The organism is Pseudomonas sp. GM80, from assembly GCF_000282515.1.
Classification (GTDB): Bacteria; Pseudomonadota; Gammaproteobacteria; order Pseudomonadales; family Pseudomonadaceae; genus Aquipseudomonas.
Genome location: NZ_AKJD01000008.1, coordinates 1 through 21,701 on the forward strand (window position 1 = coordinate 1; position 21,701 = coordinate 21,701).

Here is a 21,701-nt window from a genome sequence, read left to right on the forward strand (position 1 = left end):
TATTTCAGGACTAGACACCCGCAGAAAAGTCAGCGCAGGCGGGTTGGCGACTCTGTCGAAGGCATTGCACAAAAACAAAAAAGGCCCCTAAGGGCCTTTTTTTCGGACGCGGGACAAATCAGCGTTCGAGGTCTTTGATCTTGCCTTTGACGCCATCCCACTCTTCGGCATCTGGCAGCGATTCTTTCTTCTCGGTGATGTTTGGCCAGATTTCAGCCAGATCAACGTTCAACTGAATGAATTCCTGCATCTCTTCCGGAACTTCGTCCTCGGAGAAAATCGCTACGGCCGGGCATTCTGGTTCGCACAGGGCGCAGTCGATGCACTCGTCCGGGTGAATCACCAGGAAGTTCGGGCCTTCGTAAAAGCAGTCCACCGGACAGACTTCTACGCAGTCGGTGTACTTGCACTTGATGCAGTTGTCGGTGACGACGAAGGTCATTTCTAATTTTCTCCTCAGGCGGCGGCAGCGTTGCCCCTTCACGGTTGGGGTCGCCAGGTTCGGGAGCGATACCTGCTGGCCAGGCTATTAGCCAGCAGCATCCCAAACCGCGCGAGATTCTAACAGCTTGAAGCGGTTTGCGTTATATCCGCTTCTTCAGTGCTTATATCCGGTTCTTCAGTGCATAGAGCATTTCGAGCGCACGACGCGGCGTCAGGTCATCCACATCCAGCTTAGCCAGTTCATCCAGCACCGGGTGCGGCAGGCTGGCGAACATGTCGCTTTGCTGCGGCGTCGCCGGTTTGCCCTTGGCAGCGGGTTTCGGCGCCTCGTGCGGCAATGCGGTGTCTTCCAGGCGACTGAGGTGCTCGCGGGCACGCACGATCACTTCGCTTGGCACGCCGGCCAGTTGCGCCACCGCCAGGCCATAGCTCTGGCTGGCAGGGCCGGGCAGCACGTGATGCAGGAATACGATGCGTTCGTTGTGCTCGGTGGCATTGAGGTGCACGTTGGCCACCAATGGCTCGGCTTCCGGCAACACGGTCAGTTCGAAGTAGTGGGTGGCGAACAGCGTATAGGCGCGCAATTGCGCCAGACGCTCGGCCGCCGCCCATGCCAGCGACAGACCGTCGAAGGTGCTGGTGCCACGACCGACTTCGTCCATCAGCACCAGGCTGCGTTCAGTGGCGTTGTGCAGAATATTGGCGGTTTCGCTCATTTCCACCATGAATGTCGAACGGCCACCGGCCAGGTCATCGCTGGAACCGATTCGGGTGAAAATGCGGTCGACCAGCGACAGTTCACAACTGGCGGCCGGCACGAAGCTGCCGATGTGCGCCAGCAGCACGATCAATGCAGTCTGGCGCATGTAGGTGGATTTACCGCCCATGTTCGGGCCGGTGATCACCAGCATGCGCGTGTTGTCATCCAGGCTCAGATCGTTGGCCACGAACGGCGTGGTCAGGACTTGCTCGACCACCGGGTGACGACCCTGGCTGATACGCATGCACGGCTCGCTGACGAAGCGCGGGCAGTTCAGGTCGAGGTTCAGTGCGCGTTCTGCAAGGTTGCTCAGCACATCGAGTTCGGCCAGCGCCGCAGCGGTGTCCTGCAACGGTGGCAACTGGCTGATCAAGTCTTCCAGCAGCGCTTCGTAAAGCATCTTCTCGCGCGCGAGGGCACGGCTCTTGGCCGACAGCGCCTTGTCTTCGAACTCTTTCAACTCGGGCGTGATGAAGCGCTCGGCGCCTTTCAAGGTTTGCCGACGGATGTAATCCGCTGGCGCCGACTCGGCCTGTTTGCTCGGCAACTCGATGAAGTAGCCGTGAATACGGTTGTAGCCGACTTTCAGGTGGCTCAGGCCGGTGCGGGCCTTTTCGCGGGCTTCCAGGTCGATGAGGAACTGGCCGGCGTTTTCGCTCAGCGACTGCAACTCGTCGAGTTCACTGTCGTAACCGGTTTTCAGCACGCCGCCGTCACGGATCACCGCTGGCGGGTTGTCGATGATGGCTTTTTCCAGCAGCGCCGCCAGTTCCGGGTAAGTGCTGGTGGTGGTCGCCAGACCTTGCAGGTGCGGTGCTTCCAGATCGGTCATCGCCACTTGCAGCTCAGGCAGGGCACCGAGGGCGTCACGCAGACGCGCGAGGTCGCGAGGACGGGCATTGCGCAGGCCGATCCGCGCAAGAATCCGCTCGATGTCGCCGATTTCCTTGAGCTGCGGTTGCAGCTTTTCAAAACGGTAGCGATCGAGCAGGCAAGTGATCGAGGTCTGGCGTGCCAGCAACACGGTCAGGTCGCGCAACGGACGGTTCAGCCAGCGGGTCAGCAAACGGCTGCCCATGGCCGTCTGGCAGCGATCGACCACCGATTGCAGGGTGTTGTCGCGACCACCGGCCAGGTTGGTGTCGAGTTCCAGGTTGCGCCGGCTCGCACCGTCGAGCACCACGGTGTCGTCGAGACGTTCGTGGCGCAGGCTGCGCAAGTGCGGCAGGGCAGTGCGCTGGGTCTCCTTGGCGTAAGCCAACAGGCAACCGGCGGCGCCGATGGCCAGGGTCAGGTTCTCGCAGCCGAAACCTTTCAGATCCTGGGTGGAAAATTGTTGGCAGAGACTTTTCAGCGCCGAGTCGCGCTCGAAATCCCACGGCGCACGACGACTGACGCCACGGCGTTTTTCCGCTGGCAGGTCTCTTGGCCAGTCATCCGGGATCAGCAACTCAACCGGGTTGATCCGCTCCAGTTCCGCCAGCAGGTTCTCCCAGCCTTTGATTTCCGACACGCTGAAACTGCCGCTGGTGATGTCCAGCACAGCCAGGCCGAACAGACGCTCGTCACCCAGCAGGGCTGCAATCAGGTTGTCGCGGCGCTCATCGAGCAGCGCCTCGTCACTCACCGTCCCCGGCGTGAGAATGCGCACCACCTGACGTTCGACCGGGCCTTTGCTGGTCGCCGGGTCGCCGACCTGCTCGCAAATCACCACCGATTCGCCGAGCTTGACCAGTTTCGCCAGATAGCCTTCCGCCGCGTGGTAAGGAATCCCACACATCGGAATCGCCTGCCCCGCCGACTGCCCGCGCGCGGTCAGGGTGATGTCGAGCAACTTGGCAGCCTTCTTCGCGTCTTCGTAGAAGATCTCGTAGAAGTCGCCCATGCGGTAGAACATCAGCTGATCCGGGTGCTGGTTCTTCAGGCGCCAGTACTGCTGCATCATCGGGGTGTGGGAGGACAGGTCTGAAATAGCTTTATTCATCAGGGGTTTAGCTTTACCGGTAAAAGTGACGAGGCAAAAACGGGTTGGTTCGCATCTTCAAAATGGCGAGTGTTTGCCAGCGATGCGGCCCGTGGGTCGATTCAGTGGGGCTGAGTATGAAGTTTTTTTGAGGTGGATGCAGCAACGCGCCGCCGCTTGGCCCGGCATTGTGTCCTATAGTGCCGAAAAGCTATCGAATCATCAGAATGCGTGGGTTGTAGGTCAGTCGAGGAAGTCGCTTGGAACAGTCAGAAGGCATCGATTCAGGATCGTCAGGGGACGATTGCTACTACGATGCGCAAACAATGACCCTCAGCCGGTCGGGGCGATCGGTCTGCCTGGGCAGCAATGAGAGCGACCTGCTGCTGGCCTTGATCGACGGTATTACCGATAAAGAGTTGCTCATTTCGCGGGTCTGGGGTGATCGTGGGCTGGTCATTTCCGACAGCAGTTACTACAAAACCCTGCACCTGCTCCGCGCGCATTTCGCTGACGTTGGTTTGCCGCGGGACAGTCTCAAGACCTTGCCCCGCCGTGGCGTCGTGCTGTTGTGTGAGATCAGGCGAACCAGCGGCGATTTACCCGATATTGAATCCGTGCCACGCGATGAGCAAACGATCATCGTCGAACCTGCTGAAAGGGAGCGGTCTTCGGCGCGCCTTCTATTACCGGTGCTGGTTGTTTCGACGATTGCACTTGCGTTGTTTTACGCCTACTTGATGTTTAAAAAGCCGGCGGACCTGGAAGAGTGGAAACTTATCTGGGAAGACGGTGAGGCGAAGTTGTACGTGGAAGAAAGTGAAAAGATGTCCAAGGACGAAATTGTTAAAGCCTTGAGCGAGTTTGAGCCTGCAATAGCCTTGTCCGATATTAATTACTATGTGCGCAAGCCGCTGTCCCAATTACTGATCAAATGCATCAAGCCTGAAAGTAAAGGGGAGGCCATATGCGTGAATTATCAGCTCGTCGGGAAAAAATAACCACGTTGTTGGCGCTGCTGTCTTTATTAGTAGTGGCTGCGCTGGTGCTCAGGTATTTTTATCTGATTCATCGTGATGTTCCACGCGCACCGTGTTTTGCGTCGATCGACTTTGTACATACTCCCGACCATAAAACTAGATGGCATGGAGTAGGTGATATGACGATTGATCCAAAGGAAGGTGCACTTTTTGTGTATTACGTCGTCAGAACACCGCAGGGCAAAGTCTATACGTATGATCGAAAGTTTAATATTAACCTTACTCATCTGGACAGTTCGCGCTTCCTGTTCAAGACGCGCTCAGTTGAAACGTTTGATGCCGACACGGCCGGTGATGAACTTCCATTTATGGAAAGAGGGTTTCAGGGCGGCATGATCACCTTCAACTATTTCTCCGATGCCGAGTATTACTACAATATCAATAATCTGATCAATGGCGTGTGCCATGTCCCACGCTAGCCTGAAACCGGGGGGCAAGGCCCCTCAGGCGACCAGGTAAGACTAAGTAAGACCCCCAGTAAGGCCATGATGGCCCCGCGTTGTTAATGTGATTCGAGTCAAGCCAAGAGCCCCTGTGACTGCCTGAATGTCAGCGCGGCGCGGCTGTTGTAGTTGCCTTGAATAATATGACGATGTTTAGGCAGTTGAGGGAACTTATCAATGCTTTGGTTTTGCGTGCATGGTCCTTCTGGAACTAAGGCTCCGGCCTGGAAGCGATCAATTGCAATTAACAGTCAGGGAACTGTGTTTGTCGCCGCGGCAGTCGGTGGCAAAGAGAAAGATGTCAGCGTGTCGACGTTGAATGAGCGCACACCGGTGCTGGTTTGTTTTGATCATGTTTATGTTCCGGTGGTGTGGTTGGCTGAACATTTCCCTATATCGAAAGGGCAATGCCATTACATGATGGCTGCTGCACTTAGAGGCATCAGAAAGACATTGGCTTGCCGTGAGGAATGGGCACGGGTTAGTTACTTTTCCGGCCAGAACGGGAAAACAAGCTACTTGGGGTTTGTTTCATGAAGTTAAATGTTGTGTGCAGTATCGCGTTGTTGGCGGGTTGCGTTTTAATCATGGAAAGTTCGTTTGCTGATTCTCGAGAAAATTGTTCGCAACGACGCGTCGGGATCAGTCGACAACTTGAGCAGGCCGAGGCGGCCGACAACGTTTATCGCGTCGCTGGACTGCAGCAAGCGCTGGCCAATGTAGAGCGCTACTGTCGAGAGCCCTCCGCCGATGATGATCGGTCCAGAAGCATTCAAAAAGCCGAGGCCGAAGTGCGACGCAGGCAAAACCATTTGAAGGCGGCGCGTCAGTATGGCGATGTAAAAGTCATCAAGAAACATGAAGCCAGGTTGGCTCGTGCCGGGGCTAAGTTACGCAGCGTGCTGAATGAATAAGGGGAACTCAAATATGAAAAGCATACTTGTCTTTACGTCAGTCTTCACTGCGGCCGTGCTGATGTCTGGCTGTACGGCAACTGATTGGGTGCACGCCGCTGGCGGAATCATGGGCGCCAAAGATGACTACGACAGGAAGGCCAGAAGTGATCGGCTCAAGCGAGCCAATGCTGCGGCACGTCGAGTCAAAGGCTGAATTGCGCCCATTTGCCGAGCCTCATTCCAACCCGTAGATGGTGGCTCGGTGATATTATTTTCAACTAAATGCTGATTTATGCATTATTAATGCAAATCAGCATTTGTCTTCACGAAAAACTTCAAGCACTATGCGCGTTATGCAAAAACGCAACGTATCCTCCGTCTTAAGAGCACTGCTCGACCAGCACGGGATCTCCCCTACGGAGCTCCACCGTCGCACCGGCGTGCCTCAATCCACTCTCTCGCGGATTCTCAGCGGGAAGATCGTCGATCCTTCGGATAAACACATTTCGAAGATCGCCGAGTACTTCGCCGTGAGCACCGATCAATTGCGCGGGCGCGCGGATGTCGCGCCGTCGGCCGGTGCCGTACGTGATGACGTACACGCGGAACTCAAGGACATAATGCTGTGGGACGACGACACCCCTGTCGATGACGACGAGGTGTCGGTGCCGTTTCTTCGCGAGGTTGAATTGGCTGCTGGATCAGGAAGATTCGTCATTGAAGAGAGCGAGCGCTCCAGCCTGCGCTTTGGCAAGCGCAGCCTGCGCCATAACGGTGTGCAGTTCGACCAGGCCAAATGCGTGACGGTGCGCGGCAACAGTATGTTGCCGGTGTTGCGTGATGGCGCCACTGTCGGTGTGAATGCGGGCAAGTGCGGCATCGGCGACATCATCGATGGCGACCTGTATGCGATCAATCACAATGGCCAGCTGCGCGTTAAGCAGCTTTATCGCCTGCCTACCGGCATCCGCCTGCGCAGCTTCAATCGCGATGAGCACCCGGATGAGGACTACAGCTTCCAGGAAATACAGGAAGAACAGATCGTCATCCTCGGTCACGTCTTCTGGTGGGGCATGTACGCCCGTTAACCCAACCGTTTTCAGATAAGCCCGCCCCTCGGCGGGTTTTTTTTCGCCTGGACGAAACCGGCAAACCCTTCAGTGGCGGGGCTTTCATGCATTCGCGCATTTCTCGTGCATAAATAAATGCATTTACGCATTGACTGTATATGCATCCGTGCATATCCTTGTCACCAAGCCGCTCGACAAAGCGGCTGGCAAGACAAGCTCTTTAGTTCCACAAGAACAGGCAGCGATGAACCGGCCTCAACGGTTCAGAGGGTTGGCAACTGACCCGGGTGTGCAGCGTAAAGCACCAGAAGCAGTTATCCGGCGGGCAGGGACCGCGGTCGGAAAAACAATTTGAATGGACTCGTACCGCGCCAGTAGCGCCGAAAAGTCAGCTTCCTTCTTGAGCACAGGATTTGAAGGAGGGCGAAGGAGCGCATTACTGAAAAGCCCGGTGCCTCACCGGGCTTTTTGGAATGCCTGCCTGCGGTAAACGCCGCGTATTTATTGATACAGCGCAGTGAAAGGCAGATCAGGTTGAAACACCCCAATCGCTGTCCATCTCAAAAGGTAAATTTATGAATCGATACGTTCTGATCAATTACGGCACCAGTTCTCCATTTCCCCGGGTCGTTGATATCCAGGATGCGGAAGAACAACCTATGGTTATCCCGCCAGGGATACAGGCCAACTGGAATCAGGTCGCCATTGACACCGTTGTTCAAGTGGGCTGGAAAGCGGAATACACAGAAAGCGGCTGGGTTTTCTCTGAGCCAACTTATCAAGACTATGTGGATCTGGTAGCCGTGCAAGTACGTACCAAGTTGGGACTCGCGTCGGGTTGGCTGACCATCAATCCGGTGAATTTCAAAGTGAACCTGGGCGTCGCCACGCCTGCAGATCAAGCCGCATGGCTTGCCTACCAGCAGTACCACATCGCTGTCAGTGATGTGAAAACCCAGGCTGATTACCCCTACACGATCAACTGGCCGGTCGCGCCTTTCTAAACCAGCCATCACCGTTCGCGCCAAGTTTGGCGTTTCTGTCCGAGAAGCCCGGCGCCAGTGCCGGGCTTTTTTTAATATCTGCCTCTCATCACGTCTTCGCAAACAACACATTCAGGAGTCAGAAAATGAATCTCTATGCATTGGTTGAATACAACAGAGTCGTCCAATTGAAGGACGGGGATGTCAGCCCAGACGCGCCTGCTTCGCCGTCTTCTACTTGGGTGGATGTCACCGGCAATAGCGAAATTCGTGTGGGCTGGAAGGCGACCTTCAATGTTGTCTGGACGTTTACACCGCCCTCCGACGAGGACTTGCGCAACGAAGCCGAGCAACAGAAATGGCAACTGCTGAATACCGCTGCCAACTGGCTGCTGATGAACTCGCTGCCGTTTAAAGTTGATGTCGGTATTGCCACTCCAGAGGAGCAGGCCCTGCTGCTGGCCTTCAAGCATTACTCGATTGCATTGAGCGACATCGATAAGCAATCGGGGTACCCGATCAACATTGTCTGGCCGGTAGCGCCTTATTGACAGGTGTTGATGCGCCACTGAATGCGCCGCGCATTTCACGGCATCCGATCAGTCGCCCGTGTTTGATATGCCTTCCCGCTACGGATTTACCTGGTTATCAAAACAGGCAAGGTCGCTCCACGTGAGCCTTTGGTTACTGCTGATCAGACAGTCTGTTAGTCCCACCGACATGGAATCTGCGGCGGCAAACTCTCCGGTCGCTCCTTCAATAACGAAAAGCAGGCTGGAAACCAAAAGGACTTGCCGATGCTGAAAGACTACAGATGTGGTAATTGCAAACGACTGCTCGCCCGCGTGGGCGAGTTGACAGAGCTCCAGATCAAGTGCTCTCGATGCGGAACATTGAATCATGTGAGGGCTGCGAGCCTCGAGCAATCGCCTATGAGCGACATGAAGGCGGAACCCTCCGCACCTTATCATTCGACGTCATAGGTGAATTATGCCCTCTTTTTCCGTTGCTCCATTTGCAGCTAATGGAACGCCAGTCTTGCCTCCTCGCCATTTCATGGTGCCGGGTCAGTATCTTGAGTCGCCGAGCAAACGTTTTAAGTTGCTTTTGCAGCCAGATATCAACCTGGCGCTCTACGATAACGGGGCGTTGGCCTGGGTGGCTGATAACAACCCTTACACCACCGTCAGTACCAACCCGAACAACGACTTGGTGAACTGTTTCTATGTCCATACCCAAGGCATTCTCGTAGACCATTTGCGCGGGCGGGCGTGGATGACCATTAACGGCGTACCGATTGCCGGAGACAAAGGTTCGGCAGAGCGCACATTCGTACAGGTTCAGGACGATGGCAACCTAGTCATCGTGGAGTCGGTTCCATATTGGGCGAGTAATGCGGCGCTGTTTCCTGATTTTACTCAGCCATCACTGGCCATTCCGGGCGGTACCACGCTGGAAGTCGAGAAGCGATATGTCGTAGGCGGTACCACCATGGTGTTCCAGTCGGACGGGAATTTTGTCGTTTCGAACGGGCCTTTGGGGGTGCTATGGGCCAGTTGGACCCAGAATAAAGGTGCAACACGTGCCGTTATGCAGCCTGACGGCAACTTCGTTATTTATGGCGCAAACAACACTCCACTTTGGTTCACCGGTACAGCGGGCCAAGCGGGTGCAGAGTTGAAGCTGCAAGCCAATGGGCGTTTGTCCGTGGTGAAAGAACTCCCGGTGTGGGCACGTTTTGGCTATACACCGACGCTGCGCCCTCATCGCCGTGTCATTTACCCAGGCAGCACTATCGAAAACTGGAAGGTAAAGGACTTCGTTTTCGATAACGTCTGGGGCTGATCGCTGGGCGGGGGCAGTTTTTTCTGTCCGCGCATCCGACGCAAGGCAGACCACTTTGGAGTGGTCTGCCCGATTCCTGGCTCAGCGACTTTTGAATATCTCTATAGGAGCTGTAGTTGACCCCCAACACTCATCAATCACTCTCGGGAGGCGTGACATGACAAACGAGCAACAAGCATTGGCGGACATGCCAATCTGGCTGGTCATCCTCCTTGCTGTCGTGGGAGGGGTGTCCGGTGAAATGTGGCGCGCCGACAAGGAGGGCGCCCGCGGCTGGCCACTGTTACGCCGTCTGGCATTGCGCTCCGGCGCCTGCATGATCTGCGGCGTATCGGCAATCATGCTGTTGTACGCTGCCGGCATGTCGATCTGGGCTGCTGGCGCTTTCGGCTGCCTAACCGCCATGGCCGGGGCCGACGTGGCTATCGGTCTTTACGAACGCTGGGCTGCCAAGCGCATCGGCGTTGGCGAAGTGCCTCCGCGCGATCCCCAGTAATTTCCTTCATTTCTTGCCTCGCTGCATAAGTTGCGGCGGGGTTTTGCGTGGACACTAGAAAAGGAGGTCATGCATGCCCGCAATGATCCAGCAGCCCTCGCAGTTGTTCAGCGCGATGGCGACAACCTTGCGCAACACCGCTGGCCTCAACGTGCAGGTCGGCAATCCTCAGGACTTCACGGCCCCGGGCGATCAGGCCTGGGTGTTGATCGACATCGAACGCGACGCGCCGGGAGTCCGCGCAGCGGATGGGCGAATTGCTCACGTGCTGACGCTCTCCTTGCAAGTCATTCCTGCCGGGTCCGCCACGGCGTTCGCCGCGTGCGATCTGATCGCCACACTGAAAAACCTGATCACGGATAACCGTTGGGGCTTGCCGGCAGCGCAATGCGATCTGCCGATGAATATTGATGGTTCACCGTCACTGCTGGTTCAGGCCGATCTGCAAAGCAAGGCCTGGACGTTGACCTTCAACCAGACCCTCTACCTCGGCCCGACCTTACTTGACGACCCGCTCGGCACAGCGAAATTTGCCCGCACCTGGGAAGTCAGCAACATCGACGATCCAGACCAATACACCGCGCTGGAGGCCTGACCGATGTTCGACGCATTACTGCGCATGCAACTGGGCCCGATCATCGAACGCCTGGCCGAAATGGAAGCGGAAATCGACGACCTGCACCGCCGCGCCGAAAGCTTCTGTCGCATTGGCATTTGCCAGTCGGTCGATGCCGCGAGCAACACCTGCCAGGTCAGTCACGGTGGCTTGCTGACGCCGGCCATCAAATTCTTCAACCCGAGTGCCGGCGCGCAGAGCGAGTCGCGGATTCCGACAGTGGGCGAGCAGTGTCTGCTGTTCAACTACGGCAGCGGCGAAAGCGGCGCGCAGAGCGTGGCGTTGTTCGGCTTGAACAGTGAGCGCTTTCCGCCAGCGTCAACAGTGCCGACGCTGACCCGTCGGGTGCATGTCGACGGCAGCGAAAGCGGCTACGACGACGCCACCCACACTCTGCACTGGCAAAACGGCCCGGCGGCCTTCAGCGGTTCTCGCCAGTCGCTGGAACTGAGCATCGGCCCGGCGAGACTGGCGCTGATGCCGCAACTTATCACCCTGCAAATGGGTGCCGTCGGCCTGACCATCGACCCTTCGGGCGTGCACTTCAGCGGTCCATTGGTCGATCACCAGGGCCGTGTCATCAGCCCCTGATTCAAGAGCCTCCCATGATCGGAATCGATAGAGACAGCGGGGCCACGGTCGACGACTGGCTGCAGTTTGTGCAGCGCGCGACCCGGGCCCTGACCACGCCGCTGGGCACCCGGCAAAAACGGCCGCTTTATGGCTCGCTGATCCCCACGCTGCTGGGGCACAACCTCGGCGACGACGTTCTGCTTCTGGCCCAGAGCCACGCGGCGCAAGCGTTCTACAACAAGCAAAACGGCATCGATGATTTTCAGCCGCAAGTGATCGTCGCCAGCCGTCAGGGTGCCGGCCTGTTATTGCGGTTCGCCGGCACCTGGAAAAACCGTCAACAAACCTTCGAGGTCGTGACATGAGCATGTTGATCCCCGGTCAGAACCAATTGGCCGAACCCGCGCTGATCACCGTCGAAGCGTTCGAAGACTTGCTCGCCGAGTTCAAGACGTTCGTCATTGAATACGTCGGTGCGCGATCTCCGGACAGTGCGGCGAAACTCAAGACCAGCCTGGACAACGAAAGCGAATTGCTGACCCTGGCGCTGGAGGCGTTTTGCGTGCGCCTGCAAACCCATGAACGCAAATACAACGCACGCATCAAGCAGATGCTGGCGTGGTGGGCGACCGGCAGCAACCTCGATGCACGACTGGCGGACATGGGCCTTGAGCGGCAACTGCTCGATCCTGGCGACCCGGCGGCATTCCCGCCAGTGCCGGCGATTTATGAAAGTGATGACGACGCTCGGCTGCGTTATTACCTGGCGCCGCACGCTCCAGCGGCGGGTTCGCGGATGCAGTATCGCCGTGAGGTCTTTACGCTCGGCGAACGGCCGACGGTGCAAGTCGAGTCCACCGATGCCGGCGTGGTCAACGTCACCTACACCTTCAACCCGGACGGCCTCGCCGCACAGGTCAAGGATGGCAATGGTCGGCGCACGGCCCCCGGCGAAGTGCAGGTCACTGTGCTTTCGCGTGAAGGTGACGGCACGCCGTCCGAAGTGTTGCTTGACGGCGTTCGCCAGCACTTCGCCCGACCTGACGTGCGACCTGAAACCGACCTCGTGACCGTGCAAGGCGCCGACATCCAGCGCTACAAGATCCGCGTCGTCGCCAAGATCAATTCCGGCCCCGATTCGGGCCTGACCAAAGTTGCTGCGCAAGCGCAGTTGCAGGCTTACGCCGACAGCTGTCATCGCCTCGAAGGCCGGGTTGATCCGAGCTGGATCGACTACACGCTGCACAGCGCCGGCGCCGTGCAATTGCAGATTCTTGAACCGCTGGTGCCGATTGTGACGACAGCGTTTCAAGCGCCGTATTGCACGGCAGTTGAAGTCGAGGTGCTGACGCTATGAGTGACAAAACTCAGCGTGCAACGCTGCTGCCAGCCAACAGTTCGACCCTCGAACGAGGCCTGGATCTGGGCTTTGGCGCCTTGCTTGATCGCATTGCTCCGCCGTTTCCCGAGCTGATGAATCCTGCAGAAACACCCGCCGATTTTCTGCCGTATCTGGCAGCGGATCGTGGTGTTGCTGAATGGAGCACCGACGCGCCGCAAGCCGAAAAACGCCTGACCGTCGAACTCGCCTGGCCCACCGCGCGTCAGGCCGGCACTCGCAAGGCGCTGGAAAACGCCGCCAAGGGTTTGCAGTTAAGACCCGAGATCCGCGCCTGGTACGAACAGACGCCGCCCGGTGCGCCTTACAGTTTTTCCGTACGAGCCTTCAGCGAGCAACCCTACAGCGAAGCAATCGACGCCCGTCTCGATCGACGTCTGGCTGATGCCAAGAGCGAACGCGATGTGCTGACGGTCTCCGTTGGCCTCAGCGCTTTCGGCAATCACGTCATCGGCGCCGCGACCTTCTGCGGCGAACTGACCACGATTTATCCGGTGTTCATCGAAGGGCTGGAAACCTCGGGAGAGGCGTTCATGGGCGCCGGTATGTACACCGTCGAAACATCCACAATTTATCCTCAGGGGGCCTGAATGGCTGACTATTACACCCTGCTCACCAACGCAGGGATTGCCTACGAAACGGCTTGTAAAGCTGCGGGCGTGCCGATCAAGTTGACGCAGATTTCCGTCGGCGACGGCGGCGGCTCGGTCTACAACCCGGCCGCGACCGCCACTGCGCTGAAGCGCGAAGTCTGGCGCGGGCCGCTCAATGCGCTGTTCCAGGACGAGAAAAATCCGAGCTGGCTGCTCGCCGAAGTGACCATTCCGCCGGATGTTGGCGGTTGGTATGTGCGGGAAGCAGGGCTGTGGACTGACACTGGGATTCTCTACGCTATCGTCAAATATCCGGAGTCGTTCAAACCGGTTCTGGCCACCTCGGGTTCGGGTAAAGAGTTCTACATTCGCTCGATTTTCGAGACCAGTAACGCCTCCCTGGTAACGTTGCTGATCGACGACACCGTCGTCAAAGCCACGCGTGCCTGGGTCATGAGTTACCTCGCCGAAGAACTCGGCAAACTTGATGGCAAACAATCGGTGCGTGTCGCTGCAACGGGCAATGTCGTGTTGAACGGCGCGCAGCAGATCGACGGTGTCGCGGTGATTGCCGGTGACCGTGTGCTGCTGCCGAGCCAGACGCTGGCCAAGGACAACGGCCTGTGGATTGTCGCCAATGGCGACTGGGTACGGGCGAGCGATGCCAACAGTAACGCCAAGGTTACGCCGGGCCTGACGGTCATGGTCGAGGAGGGCACAGCAAATGGAGATTCGTTGTGGCACCTGACCACCAACGCGCCGATCACCCTTGGTACTACCGCGCTGACGTTCAAGATGCTGGCCGGGCGTACCGGGATTGCGGCTGGGACTTACAAGAGCCTGACCGTTGATGAATATGGTCGGGCCACGGCGGGTGCGAATCCCGAGACGCTGGCTGGATTTGGTATCAAGGATTCATACACCAAGGCTGAAGTTGAAGCGCTGATTGCCAAGGCATCGGCGTTGCCGGTGGGGTCGATTGTCGCGTTCCCGGTTGATGCACCGCCGCCGGGTTTTCTGGAGCTGGATAACAGCGTCAAGAGCAGTGCGACTTACCCGGACTTGAGTGCATATCTGGGCGGCAAGTTTGATAAGGGTGATGAGGGTATTGGTAATTTCCGCTTGCCTGAAGCGCGTGGGGAATTCTTGCGTGGTTGGGATCATGGGCGTGGGGTTGATACAGGGCGGGCGGCGGGTAGCGCGCAGGCGGATTCGCTAAAAAACCACTATCACTATCTTCCAACAGAAAGTGGTGGTGGTCAGGTATTCGATCCGGCTGGCCAAACGCCTACTGTCGTGCTTAAAGACAATCCCGTTGATTGGTTAGCTCGTACGGTGGGCGATAATCATGGCTTCAATACGCCGTTCGGAACCCCTAGAACGTACAGCCAAAGTGCAGAGCCTGAAACCCGCCCTCGCAACATCGCCGTCATGTGGTGCATCAAGGCCTGGAACGCCCCGGTCAATCAGGGAACCATCGATGTCGCCGCGCTGGCCAAGGAAGTTGAGCGGCTTAAATCCGCTGTTCCAGTTGGCGCTGTTCTGGCATTTCCGACCGGCATCGTCGCTCCCGGTTATCTAGAGTTGGACGGCAGTGTGCAGAGCATTGCGACTTATCCGGATCTGGCAGCCTATCTCGGCACTGTCTATAACAAAGGCAATGAAGGCGCGGGTAACTTCCGATTGCCGGAGTCTCGTGGCGAGTTTCTTCGTGGCTGGGATCATGGGCGAGGTGTTGATGGCGGACGCCCGATTGGTAGTTGGCAGAAGGGTAGCCTCCAGTCTTTCGACCCCTCCAATGTCTCTCCGGCTGTTTCGGGCCTCTGGCATAACACGGCATCAGATGCCGGACTTCAGGACGCACATGGGCTTGATCCTCATAACACGACAGATTACGGCGTTTCCAATGCGGTATTCACCGCTGGCAACACTCCGGTTAGTGCTGGGGCATTGGGAGTCATGCGCCCACGCAACCTCGCCGTCATGTGGTGCATCAAAGCCTGGAACGCGCCGATCAATCAGGGAAACATTGACATCAGTGCGCTGACCGCTCTCGCGCAACAAGCGACTGAACCCAATCAAGGCACGGCAAAACTGGCCTCTCAGGCACAGACCGATGCTGGCGTGGATGACAAAACCATTGTCACGCCGAAGAAGTTGCGCTGGGGCTTTTCTATGTCCAAGGAGCGAGTTGGTTACCTCATGCTGCCGAGCTGGCTGGGTGGAGTGATCATCCAGTGGGGGACGATCAATGCGATTGCGGCAGGAGCCCAAGTGAGCGTTACGTACCCGATAGCCTATCCGACTGCCGAAATCATGACGCTGGTCGGCAACAGTTCTTCGGCGGGCTCTACCTCGATCACTTCCACCCTATGTGTCATGTACGGCGGTCTTACGAAGTTCACTGTTTCTGCCATCGGTAGCAGTGGTCAACCGAATGGGCCGTGGATTTCGATCGGCTGGTAACAGGGAGAATTATTCATGTCACTTTTTTATGCCGCCTCGACTGGTGGCTTTTACGACGATGCCGTTCACGTTGCAATGCCTGACGATGCAGTGGAAATCACCACACAGCTGCGCTCTGAGCTTTTAGCGGGAGAAGCGCAATCGCTGGTGATCGGTGCAGATGAGCATGGAAGGCCTGTCCTGAGGACGCCTGAACTGGACCGTGAATCCGAGGCTGATCGGGAGCGCATTTGGCGTGACGGCAAGATTGAAAACATGAAGTGGTTGCGTGAACGTCATCGCGATGAACTCGAAATGTCCAGCGATACAACACTGACCGTCGATCAATATCAGGCGTTGCTGGCTTATTTGAAGGACTTGCGCGATTGGCCACAGTCAGAGCAATTTCCGAAGGAGCAGGCTCGGCCTGAACAACCTGATTGGATCGCTCTGCAAGTACGTTGAACGCCCCGAACCCCGGGGCGTTTTCTTATCCGCTCAAAAAACTCAACACCCGCCAAGCCCCTCCCCACGAGGGGCTTTCCCGTTTATGGAGAAACGAAAAATGGCAACCCGCCAAACCTACACCGTGCTCGTCCCATTCCCCACCGGCGGTGGGCACTGGTCGAGCATCGGCCAGGAACTCGATCTGCTCGACGTCGAGGCCAGTGCCTTGCACTTCGCCGGTCGACTGGAACTGAAAACCCAATCCACCCAGGCCAAAAAGGCCGCTGCCAAGAAGGCTGACTGAACATGGCTGAGGTTTTGAACTTCGAGCACAACGGCATTACCGTCAATGCCACTGAATCCCCCGAGGCCATGGGTGGCCTGGGTGACAACGTCATCGGTCTGGTCGGCACCGCGCCGAACGCCGATCCGCTGATTCCGCGTAACGCACCGTTCCGCATCAACAGCTTCACTACCCACGCGCTGCTCGATCCGACCGGTGCGGAAGAAGGCACGCTGTACCACGCGGTTTACCAGATCCTCAAAGTGGTCAAGGTGCCGGTCTACGTGGTGATCGTCGAGGCAGGCGCAACCCCGGCCGACACCGTCAACGCAGTGATCGGCGGCGTCGAGCCGCTGACTGGCCGCAAGCTCGGTCTGGCCGCGCTGGGCAGTGTCCCGGAAGACCTGACCATCATCGGTGCACCGGGCTTCACCGGCACCAAAGCGGTGGCCAGCGAGTTCGCCTCGTTCGGCAAGCGCATCAAAGCCCGTGTGGTGCTGGACGGCAAGGACGCCTCGGTCGCCGATCAAGTGCTGTACAGCCAGGAATTGGGCGGCGCCGATCTCGGTTTCGACCGTTGCCTGGTGGTGCACAACATGCCGGCCGTGTACTCGAAGGTGGCGAAGAAAAACGTCTTCCTGTCGCCGTCGAGTCTGGCGATTGCCGCACTGGCCAAGGTCAAGCAGTGGGAGAGCCCGGGCAACCAGGTGACCTACGCCGAGGACGTTTCGCGGGTCGTTGAATACAACATTCTCGACACCTCCACCGAAGGCGATCTGCTCAACCGCTACGGCGTCAGCTACTACGCTCGCACCGTGCTCGGCGGCTTCTCGTTGCTGGGTAACCGCTCGATCACCGGCAAGTTCATCAGCTACGTCGGTCTGGAAGATGCGATCAGCCGCAAGCTGGTCAAGGCCGGCCAGAAAGCCATGGCCAAGAACCTCACCAAATCCTTCATGGATCAAGAGGTCAAGCGCATCAACGACTGGCTGCAAACCCTGGTCGCCGACGAAACCATTCCTGGCGGCAGCGTGTATCTGCACCCGGAACTCAACAGCGTCGAGAAGTACAAGAACGGCACCTGGTACGTGGTCATCGACTACGGCCGCTACGCGCCGAACGAACACATGGTTTATCAACTCAACGCCCGCGATGAAATCATCGAGCAGTTCCTGGAGGACGTTCTCTAATGTTTACCAACCGCGTAAGACAGGCCATCGCGGCCACCCTGCAAGGCCTGCCGCTGTCGGCGACAGTAGAAGAATTTACTCCGCCGAAGATTGATTTCGAGATGGAAAACATGACCGGTGGCCGTTTCATCATTGAAGAAATGGCCAAGAGTGCCAAGGCGCTCAATGCTCAGATCAAGCTGCAAGGTACGGGCGCAGAAGTGTTGCTCGCCATGGGCGTGAAGCTGGGCGACGACATCCTGCTGAACGTACGTGAAGCCGGTCAGGATCAGGACGGCAACACCTGGTTCACCTACCACACCATCGGCGGCAAGCTCAAAACCATGGGTGAAGACGCAATCAAAATGGGTGGCAAAGCCCTGACGACCCTGGATTTCTCCTGCCGCACCTACAACCGTCTGGAAAACGGTATTCCAGTGATCGACATCGACGTGCGCACGCAGAAGTTCGTGCTCAACGGCGTCGACATCCTCGGCGATGCCCGCCGCGCCGTGCTGATGCCGTAACCCGGCGCACCGCAAAAAACCTGTAGGAGTGAGCCTTGTGGTGAGGGGATTTATCCCCGATGGGCTGCGCAGCGGCCCCGATTCCAAGCTCATGTTGTAGCTGAAAAATCGAGCGTTCAGTGTGGGGCTGCGACGCAGCCCATCGGGGATAAATCCCCTCGCCACAAAAGCCGTTCCTGCAAGGGCTTTGCTACACCCCCTCAAGAATCACCAAGGAATTCATACATGTCGTGGATGCCACCCCAGCATGATCTGCTGTCGCCAATCACCGGTGACGACGGTTCGCAGATCGATCAGATCCAGCTCAAGCCACTGTTCTACGCCGCACAGAAAGAAGCGCTGGAGCGTGTCGGCGATGACGAAGACGATCAGTTCTTCGAACTGGCGCTGCTCGCCACCGGCCTGTCGGTCAAGGAACTCGACCAGCTCAAACGCCCGGACTACGTGAGCATCGCGCAGTACGTACACGAGATGTCGACCCGTCCGACAGCGTACTTTCTCGACCAGGTCGAAGACGCGGAAAAATCCGCCGATCCCGATCAGATCCAGCTGTTGCAACCGCTCGCCGTCACCGGCCGTACCGTGACCTCGCTGAGCCTGGAAATGCCGGTGCTGCGCGCCACCAAAGTGATGAAGAAACTGAAAACGGCCAAGGAACGCGCCGAGTTCATCACCGCCCATTGCACCGGCCTGATGATCCCCGATCTGGCCCTGATGACCGTCCCGGACTGGACGCAATTGCAGGTGCGCATCGACGATTTTTTAAACCAGCCGGCGGCCTACTTTCGGAACGCGACATCGAAGTAATCCTCGATATCGTCCCGCTCATTTACCCGGTAAGTGAGGCGGAGATTCTGGAATGGGACGCCGAAAAGGCGTTGCGCCGCTACGACATAGCGATCACTCGCCTTGGCGTGAAACAGGAGTAGAGCGGCATGGCAGACGATAACTATGGGTTGACGTTCGCGACGGTCAATCAAGAGGTGCAAGTACCCGGCACCACGGCCACCATGAGGTCTCCAGCGCTGTCTGCGCGAGGCGCCGATTTGGCAGGTTCAGAGCCGACGTCGAAACCGGATGATGTATTTGCCGGGCTTGGTCTGGCGCTGGCAGATGCCACCGCCGAACTACGTCAGTTGACGGCCGAACAGGCTCAGCTCAGGGATGTGCTGGGGTCGATACACACGGTGCTGATGTCACAGCAATCGTTGCAACAGGCACTGAACGACCGACAAGCACAAATGGGCGGTACGGTCCTTGGCGCCGAGCAAAAAACTCCAAGTGCCAGGACCGCCACGCCTCCTTATGAACCTTTGCAACCGGCCATCAATCTCGACGCCGCGATGGCGAGGCTGGATCTGGTCGTCGGCCTTGAAGGCAACCAACGCAAAACGTTGCAGGTCGCGCTGGAGAAGATGGCCACCGAGGCGAAGGTGGCTGCCGGCGGTACAACCGCGGTTGAGCTGGCAAGCATCGGCTACGCTGGCGCCAAGGGCGGGGTCGGCAATGATCGGTTGGATGCCGAAGGCAATATCGATCAAGCCGCCAGGCAAAACGACCTGATGGATTTCACCAGAGACACGGCGGTCACGGCGACTGCGTTCGAGATGAAACCACAGGATGCCGCGGATCTGTTGATCGGCTGGCGTACCTCGATGAGTCTCGATCGCGCGCAAACCCTGGATCTCGCCGACGCGACCAGTTTGCTCGACAGTCGATTGGCCGCTTCCGCCGCTGATATCGGTTCGATTCTGGGCTCTTACGGCACCTCGGCAAAAGGCGCCGGAATGGCGCCCGAACAAGCCGCGGCGTTTTCTGCGGCGTTGCTTAACGCCGGGGTAAACAAGGCCGATGCGGGTGTAGCGTTCGAGAAAATCACGACGACACTGGCACTTGGCGATAAAGCTTCTGCAAGCCAGAAAGAGGCGTTCGCTCAGTTGCAGCTCGACCCCAAAGCCATGGCCGAGAAAATGCAGGGCGATGCTCCGGGCGCGATAATGGAGTTGCTCGAGGCCCTGAAGAAGCGCTCCCCCGATGAACAATCCGCGTTGTCGACAACGTTGTTTACGGTCAACCAACCGCTTCGGCAAATGCTCGAGAATACCGCTGAGGTGCAACGCGCCTTTGCACTCGTGGCGGATAAGAAACAGTACTCAGGGGCAGTTGATCAGAGCGCCCTGACACTCGCGGATACTTCCCAGACACGCTGGAATATCTTCAGTGCGCAGAAGGATCGACTCTATTCATCCGCCGGCGATACCGTGCTGCCAGTCTTTGACGTCCTTACGGCCACAGTCGGAGGGGCGGCCGATGGCTTGAGCGAGGTGGCGGAAAAGGCCCCGGCACTTGTTGGCGCGTTGATCCTGATGGTTGCCGGATTGAAGGGCAGCAACCCATTAGGCACATTGGCTTCCCAGGCCGCCACGTGGACAGGCCCGGTAATGGCCAGCATCAGATCCGGGCTGGGCAGTCTCTCGGCCACTGCCGGATCCCTCGGTACGGCCGCCGTGAATCGTGCCAAATATCTGACCTCCGCGCCAGGCCGCAGCCTGATCAGTCAAGGTGCCCGGCTCGGCAGGGTGGCAGGGCCATTGAGCATGCCGTTGACGATGGTCGAAGCCGGTATGAAAGTCGTTGACGGCGTGGCTGAAGGTGATTCCAAAAAAGTCGCCGGCGGTGTGGGCATGGCAGCAGGTGGCTTGGCCGGTGGATATGCTGGCGCGAGCATTGGCGCCACGATCGGTACATTCATCCTGCCCGGCATCGGTACGTTGATCGGTGGTGCATTGGGCGGCGCCATCGGAAGTTTTTACGGCAGTCAGGAAGGGGGCGCTCTGGGTGAAAAGCTTGCAACACCAGCGCCCGATCAGCTTGCTCCACCGTCAGAAGTCAGCGCAGGCCTGAGCAGTGTGCAAGCGCAAAATCAGCAGAATCAGAATGTCACCTACGCGCCCGCCTTTCACTTCAGTGGCGGAGACCTGGTGAGCGCTGAAAAAGTGACCGCCATGGTCGCGCAAGTCATGCAGTCACATTTCACGTCTGACTTTACGCCTTTGATGAGCACCAACCCCCTCGCCACCCGCCGTGACGCAGCCCTGACCGATGGAGTCGCCTGATGAAACAACAAATGGCATTGGGCAGTTTCATCTTCGGCCTGTCCCGCAACTTCGCCTACAGCACGCTGGCGAGGAAGTCGGACGGTGGCTGGACGCAGTTGCCCATTCTCACCAGTAAACCCAAGTCCAGTCAGATTGGACAAAGTCCGGAAACCCTGACCATCAGCGGCACCGCGATGTACGCCGTGGCCATGGAACGGCTCGATGAATTGCGCGCTCTTCAGGCACTGCGTGTGCCATTGCCGTTGATTGACGGTATCGGTCGCAACTGGGGGTTGTGGCGGATCAACAGCGTTCAGGAAAACCAGAGCGAGGTCATCGATGACGGCACTGCGATGGTAATCAAGTGGGTACTCGAATTGGCGGAGTTCAACAATGCGTAAGGTACGAAGCGTGGCCGGTGATTCGGTGAATCTGCTGCTCTACCGCGAAACCGGGCGCTCAGACGATCAGGCCGAAGCAGCGTTGTGGAAGCTCAATTCGACCCTGGCCGAATACGGCCCGGTTTTGCCGGCGGGCGTATGGGTAACGCTGCCGGAACTCGACAGCAGACCCGCCGCGATCAAACCGGTTTTGGCCTGGGACTAAGGAGG

Annotated in this window: 26 protein-coding genes; 24 read left to right on the top strand and 2 right to left on the bottom strand. The window is 57.8% G+C overall.

Annotation, left to right across the window (positions count from 1 at the left end):
* Positions 1-118: 118 nt before the first annotated feature.
* Entirely contained in the window at positions 119-442 is a 324-nt protein-coding gene (gene fdxA / locus PMI37_RS00860; RefSeq protein ID WP_008077096.1) for a ferredoxin FdxA, read from the bottom strand.
* A gap of 163 nt (positions 443-605) precedes the next feature.
* Complete coding sequence (gene mutS, locus PMI37_RS00865) at positions 606-3,176, bottom strand: DNA mismatch repair protein MutS (RefSeq protein ID WP_177323291.1); 2,571 nt, start codon at positions 3,174-3,176, stop codon at positions 606-608.
* Positions 3,177-3,427: 251 nt separating this feature from the next.
* Here mutS and PMI37_RS00870 point away from each other — a divergent pair, with 251 nt between their 5' ends.
* The 24 genes from PMI37_RS00870 (at position 3,428) to PMI37_RS00985 (ending at position 21,696) form a co-directional block, all read left to right on the top strand.
* The gene (locus PMI37_RS00870) at positions 3,428-4,168 is read left to right on the top strand and encodes a winged helix-turn-helix domain-containing protein (RefSeq protein ID WP_008077098.1); all 741 of its coding nucleotides are present in this window, start codon (positions 3,428-3,430) and stop codon (positions 4,166-4,168) included.
* The gene (locus tag PMI37_RS32130) at positions 4,135-4,626 is read left to right on the top strand and encodes a hypothetical protein (RefSeq protein ID WP_045122904.1); all 492 of its coding nucleotides are present in this window, start codon (positions 4,135-4,137) and stop codon (positions 4,624-4,626) included. The genes PMI37_RS00870 and PMI37_RS32130 overlap by 34 nt, the downstream gene beginning before the upstream one ends.
* 201 nt (positions 4,627-4,827) lie before the next feature.
* Positions 4,828-5,187: a hypothetical protein gene (locus PMI37_RS31750; RefSeq protein WP_008077101.1), complete on the top strand. Its 360-nt coding sequence runs from the start codon at positions 4,828-4,830 to the stop codon at positions 5,185-5,187.
* Entirely contained in the window at positions 5,184-5,564 is a 381-nt protein-coding gene (locus PMI37_RS31030; RefSeq protein WP_008077102.1) for a DUF1090 domain-containing protein, read from the top strand. The genes PMI37_RS31750 and PMI37_RS31030 overlap by 4 nt, the downstream gene beginning before the upstream one ends.
* A 335-nt stretch (positions 5,565-5,899) precedes the next feature.
* Positions 5,900-6,634 (top strand): LexA family transcriptional regulator, encoded by a 735-nt coding sequence (locus tag PMI37_RS00890; RefSeq protein ID WP_008077103.1) that lies wholly within the window; start codon positions 5,900-5,902, stop codon positions 6,632-6,634.
* A gap of 557 nt (positions 6,635-7,191) precedes the next feature.
* Positions 7,192-7,620 (top strand): tail fiber assembly protein, encoded by a 429-nt coding sequence (locus PMI37_RS00895; protein WP_008077104.1) that lies wholly within the window; start codon positions 7,192-7,194, stop codon positions 7,618-7,620.
* A gap of 125 nt (positions 7,621-7,745) precedes the next feature.
* Positions 7,746-8,150: a tail fiber assembly protein gene (locus PMI37_RS00900; RefSeq protein ID WP_008077105.1), complete on the top strand. Its 405-nt coding sequence runs from the start codon at positions 7,746-7,748 to the stop codon at positions 8,148-8,150.
* A gap of 246 nt (positions 8,151-8,396) precedes the next feature.
* The gene (locus PMI37_RS31035; RefSeq protein WP_081500480.1) at positions 8,397-8,582 is read left to right on the top strand and encodes a Com family DNA-binding transcriptional regulator; all 186 of its coding nucleotides are present in this window, start codon (positions 8,397-8,399) and stop codon (positions 8,580-8,582) included.
* Positions 8,583-8,589: 7 nt separating this feature from the next.
* On the top strand, positions 8,590-9,444 hold the full coding sequence (locus tag PMI37_RS00910; protein WP_008077106.1) for a putidacin L1 family lectin-like bacteriocin: 855 nt from the start codon (positions 8,590-8,592) through the stop codon (positions 9,442-9,444).
* A 157-nt stretch (positions 9,445-9,601) separates the two neighbouring features.
* Entirely contained in the window at positions 9,602-9,940 is a 339-nt protein-coding gene (locus PMI37_RS00915; RefSeq protein WP_008077108.1) for a phage holin family protein, read from the top strand.
* A gap of 73 nt (positions 9,941-10,013) precedes the next feature.
* Positions 10,014-10,535 carry a hypothetical protein gene (locus PMI37_RS00920; RefSeq protein ID WP_008077109.1) on the top strand — a complete coding sequence of 174 codons (522 nt, stop codon included), beginning with the start codon at positions 10,014-10,016 and terminating at the stop codon, positions 10,533-10,535.
* A gap of 3 nt (positions 10,536-10,538) precedes the next feature.
* Positions 10,539-11,147 carry a phage baseplate assembly protein V gene (locus PMI37_RS00925; protein WP_008077110.1) on the top strand — a complete coding sequence of 203 codons (609 nt, stop codon included), beginning with the start codon at positions 10,539-10,541 and terminating at the stop codon, positions 11,145-11,147.
* 14 nt (positions 11,148-11,161) lie between these two features.
* Positions 11,162-11,494, top strand: coding sequence for a hypothetical protein (locus PMI37_RS00930; RefSeq protein WP_008077111.1), 333 nt, complete (start codon positions 11,162-11,164; stop codon positions 11,492-11,494).
* Positions 11,491-12,486: a baseplate J/gp47 family protein gene (locus tag PMI37_RS00935; protein ID WP_008077112.1), complete on the top strand. Its 996-nt coding sequence runs from the start codon at positions 11,491-11,493 to the stop codon at positions 12,484-12,486. Before PMI37_RS00930 ends, PMI37_RS00935 begins: the two co-directional genes overlap by 4 nt.
* Positions 12,483-13,118 (top strand): phage tail protein I, encoded by a 636-nt coding sequence (locus tag PMI37_RS00940; RefSeq protein ID WP_008077113.1) that lies wholly within the window; start codon positions 12,483-12,485, stop codon positions 13,116-13,118. The genes PMI37_RS00935 and PMI37_RS00940 overlap by 4 nt, the downstream gene beginning before the upstream one ends.
* Positions 13,119-15,587, top strand: coding sequence for a phage tail-collar fiber domain-containing protein (locus tag PMI37_RS00945; RefSeq protein ID WP_008077114.1), 2,469 nt, complete (start codon positions 13,119-13,121; stop codon positions 15,585-15,587).
* Positions 15,588-15,602: 15 nt separating this feature from the next.
* Positions 15,603-16,031, top strand: coding sequence for a phage tail assembly chaperone (locus PMI37_RS00950; protein WP_008077115.1), 429 nt, complete (start codon positions 15,603-15,605; stop codon positions 16,029-16,031).
* A gap of 100 nt (positions 16,032-16,131) precedes the next feature.
* The gene (locus PMI37_RS00955) at positions 16,132-16,317 is read left to right on the top strand and encodes a hypothetical protein (RefSeq protein WP_008077116.1); all 186 of its coding nucleotides are present in this window, start codon (positions 16,132-16,134) and stop codon (positions 16,315-16,317) included.
* A 2-nt stretch (positions 16,318-16,319) separates the two neighbouring features.
* On the top strand, positions 16,320-17,486 hold the full coding sequence (locus PMI37_RS00960) for a hypothetical protein (protein WP_008077117.1): 1,167 nt from the start codon (positions 16,320-16,322) through the stop codon (positions 17,484-17,486).
* Positions 17,486-17,992: a phage major tail tube protein gene (locus PMI37_RS00965; protein WP_008077119.1), complete on the top strand. Its 507-nt coding sequence runs from the start codon at positions 17,486-17,488 to the stop codon at positions 17,990-17,992. The genes PMI37_RS00960 and PMI37_RS00965 overlap by 1 nt, the downstream gene beginning before the upstream one ends.
* Before the next feature lie 225 nt (positions 17,993-18,217).
* Positions 18,218-18,799, top strand: coding sequence for a phage tail assembly protein (locus tag PMI37_RS00970; protein ID WP_008077121.1), 582 nt, complete (start codon positions 18,218-18,220; stop codon positions 18,797-18,799).
* 128 nt (positions 18,800-18,927) lie between these two features.
* Positions 18,928-21,108: a phage tail tape measure protein gene (locus PMI37_RS00975; RefSeq protein WP_008077122.1), complete on the top strand. Its 2,181-nt coding sequence runs from the start codon at positions 18,928-18,930 to the stop codon at positions 21,106-21,108.
* Positions 21,108-21,491 (top strand): phage tail protein, encoded by a 384-nt coding sequence (locus PMI37_RS00980; RefSeq protein ID WP_008077123.1) that lies wholly within the window; start codon positions 21,108-21,110, stop codon positions 21,489-21,491. The genes PMI37_RS00975 and PMI37_RS00980 overlap by 1 nt, the downstream gene beginning before the upstream one ends.
* Positions 21,484-21,696 carry a tail protein X gene (locus PMI37_RS00985; RefSeq protein ID WP_008077124.1) on the top strand — a complete coding sequence of 71 codons (213 nt, stop codon included), beginning with the start codon at positions 21,484-21,486 and terminating at the stop codon, positions 21,694-21,696. Before PMI37_RS00980 ends, PMI37_RS00985 begins: the two co-directional genes overlap by 8 nt.
* Positions 21,697-21,701: the final 5 nt, after the last annotated feature.

Excerpts from the sequence above, each read along its gene's own strand:
- PMI37_RS00920 (WP_008077109.1), top strand. The coding sequence starts at position 10,014 with ATGCCCGCAATGATCCAGCAGCCCTCGCAGTTGTTCAGCGCGATGGCG.
- PMI37_RS32130 (WP_045122904.1), top strand. The coding sequence starts at position 4,135 with ATGCGTGAATTATCAGCTCGTCGGGAAAAAATAACCACGTTGTTGGCG.
- PMI37_RS00950 (WP_008077115.1), top strand. The coding sequence starts at position 15,603 with ATGTCACTTTTTTATGCCGCCTCGACTGGTGGCTTTTACGACGATGCC.
- PMI37_RS00940 (WP_008077113.1), top strand. The coding sequence starts at position 12,483 with ATGAGTGACAAAACTCAGCGTGCAACGCTGCTGCCAGCCAACAGTTCG.
- PMI37_RS00930 (WP_008077111.1), top strand. The coding sequence starts at position 11,162 with ATGATCGGAATCGATAGAGACAGCGGGGCCACGGTCGACGACTGGCTG.
- PMI37_RS31750 (WP_008077101.1), top strand. The coding sequence starts at position 4,828 with ATGCTTTGGTTTTGCGTGCATGGTCCTTCTGGAACTAAGGCTCCGGCC.
- PMI37_RS00900 (WP_008077105.1), top strand. The coding sequence starts at position 7,746 with ATGAATCTCTATGCATTGGTTGAATACAACAGAGTCGTCCAATTGAAG.
- PMI37_RS00980 (WP_008077123.1), top strand. The coding sequence starts at position 21,108 with ATGAAACAACAAATGGCATTGGGCAGTTTCATCTTCGGCCTGTCCCGC.
- fdxA (WP_008077096.1), bottom strand. The coding sequence starts at position 442 with ATGACCTTCGTCGTCACCGACAACTGCATCAAGTGCAAGTACACCGAC.
- PMI37_RS00945 (WP_008077114.1), top strand. The coding sequence starts at position 13,119 with ATGGCTGACTATTACACCCTGCTCACCAACGCAGGGATTGCCTACGAA.
- PMI37_RS00935 (WP_008077112.1), top strand. The coding sequence starts at position 11,491 with ATGAGCATGTTGATCCCCGGTCAGAACCAATTGGCCGAACCCGCGCTG.
- PMI37_RS00955 (WP_008077116.1), top strand. The coding sequence starts at position 16,132 with ATGGCAACCCGCCAAACCTACACCGTGCTCGTCCCATTCCCCACCGGC.
- PMI37_RS00915 (WP_008077108.1), top strand. The coding sequence starts at position 9,602 with ATGACAAACGAGCAACAAGCATTGGCGGACATGCCAATCTGGCTGGTC.
- PMI37_RS00895 (WP_008077104.1), top strand. The coding sequence starts at position 7,192 with ATGAATCGATACGTTCTGATCAATTACGGCACCAGTTCTCCATTTCCC.
- PMI37_RS00960 (WP_008077117.1), top strand. The coding sequence starts at position 16,320 with ATGGCTGAGGTTTTGAACTTCGAGCACAACGGCATTACCGTCAATGCC.
- PMI37_RS31035 (WP_081500480.1), top strand. The coding sequence starts at position 8,397 with ATGCTGAAAGACTACAGATGTGGTAATTGCAAACGACTGCTCGCCCGC.
- PMI37_RS00910 (WP_008077106.1), top strand. The coding sequence starts at position 8,590 with ATGCCCTCTTTTTCCGTTGCTCCATTTGCAGCTAATGGAACGCCAGTC.
- PMI37_RS00965 (WP_008077119.1), top strand. The coding sequence starts at position 17,486 with ATGTTTACCAACCGCGTAAGACAGGCCATCGCGGCCACCCTGCAAGGC.
- PMI37_RS00975 (WP_008077122.1), top strand. The coding sequence starts at position 18,928 with ATGGCAGACGATAACTATGGGTTGACGTTCGCGACGGTCAATCAAGAG.
- PMI37_RS00970 (WP_008077121.1), top strand. The coding sequence starts at position 18,218 with ATGTCGTGGATGCCACCCCAGCATGATCTGCTGTCGCCAATCACCGGT.
- PMI37_RS00890 (WP_008077103.1), top strand. The coding sequence starts at position 5,900 with ATGCAAAAACGCAACGTATCCTCCGTCTTAAGAGCACTGCTCGACCAG.
- PMI37_RS00985 (WP_008077124.1), top strand. The coding sequence starts at position 21,484 with ATGCGTAAGGTACGAAGCGTGGCCGGTGATTCGGTGAATCTGCTGCTC.
- PMI37_RS00925 (WP_008077110.1), top strand. The coding sequence starts at position 10,539 with ATGTTCGACGCATTACTGCGCATGCAACTGGGCCCGATCATCGAACGC.
- PMI37_RS31030 (WP_008077102.1), top strand. The coding sequence starts at position 5,184 with ATGAAGTTAAATGTTGTGTGCAGTATCGCGTTGTTGGCGGGTTGCGTT.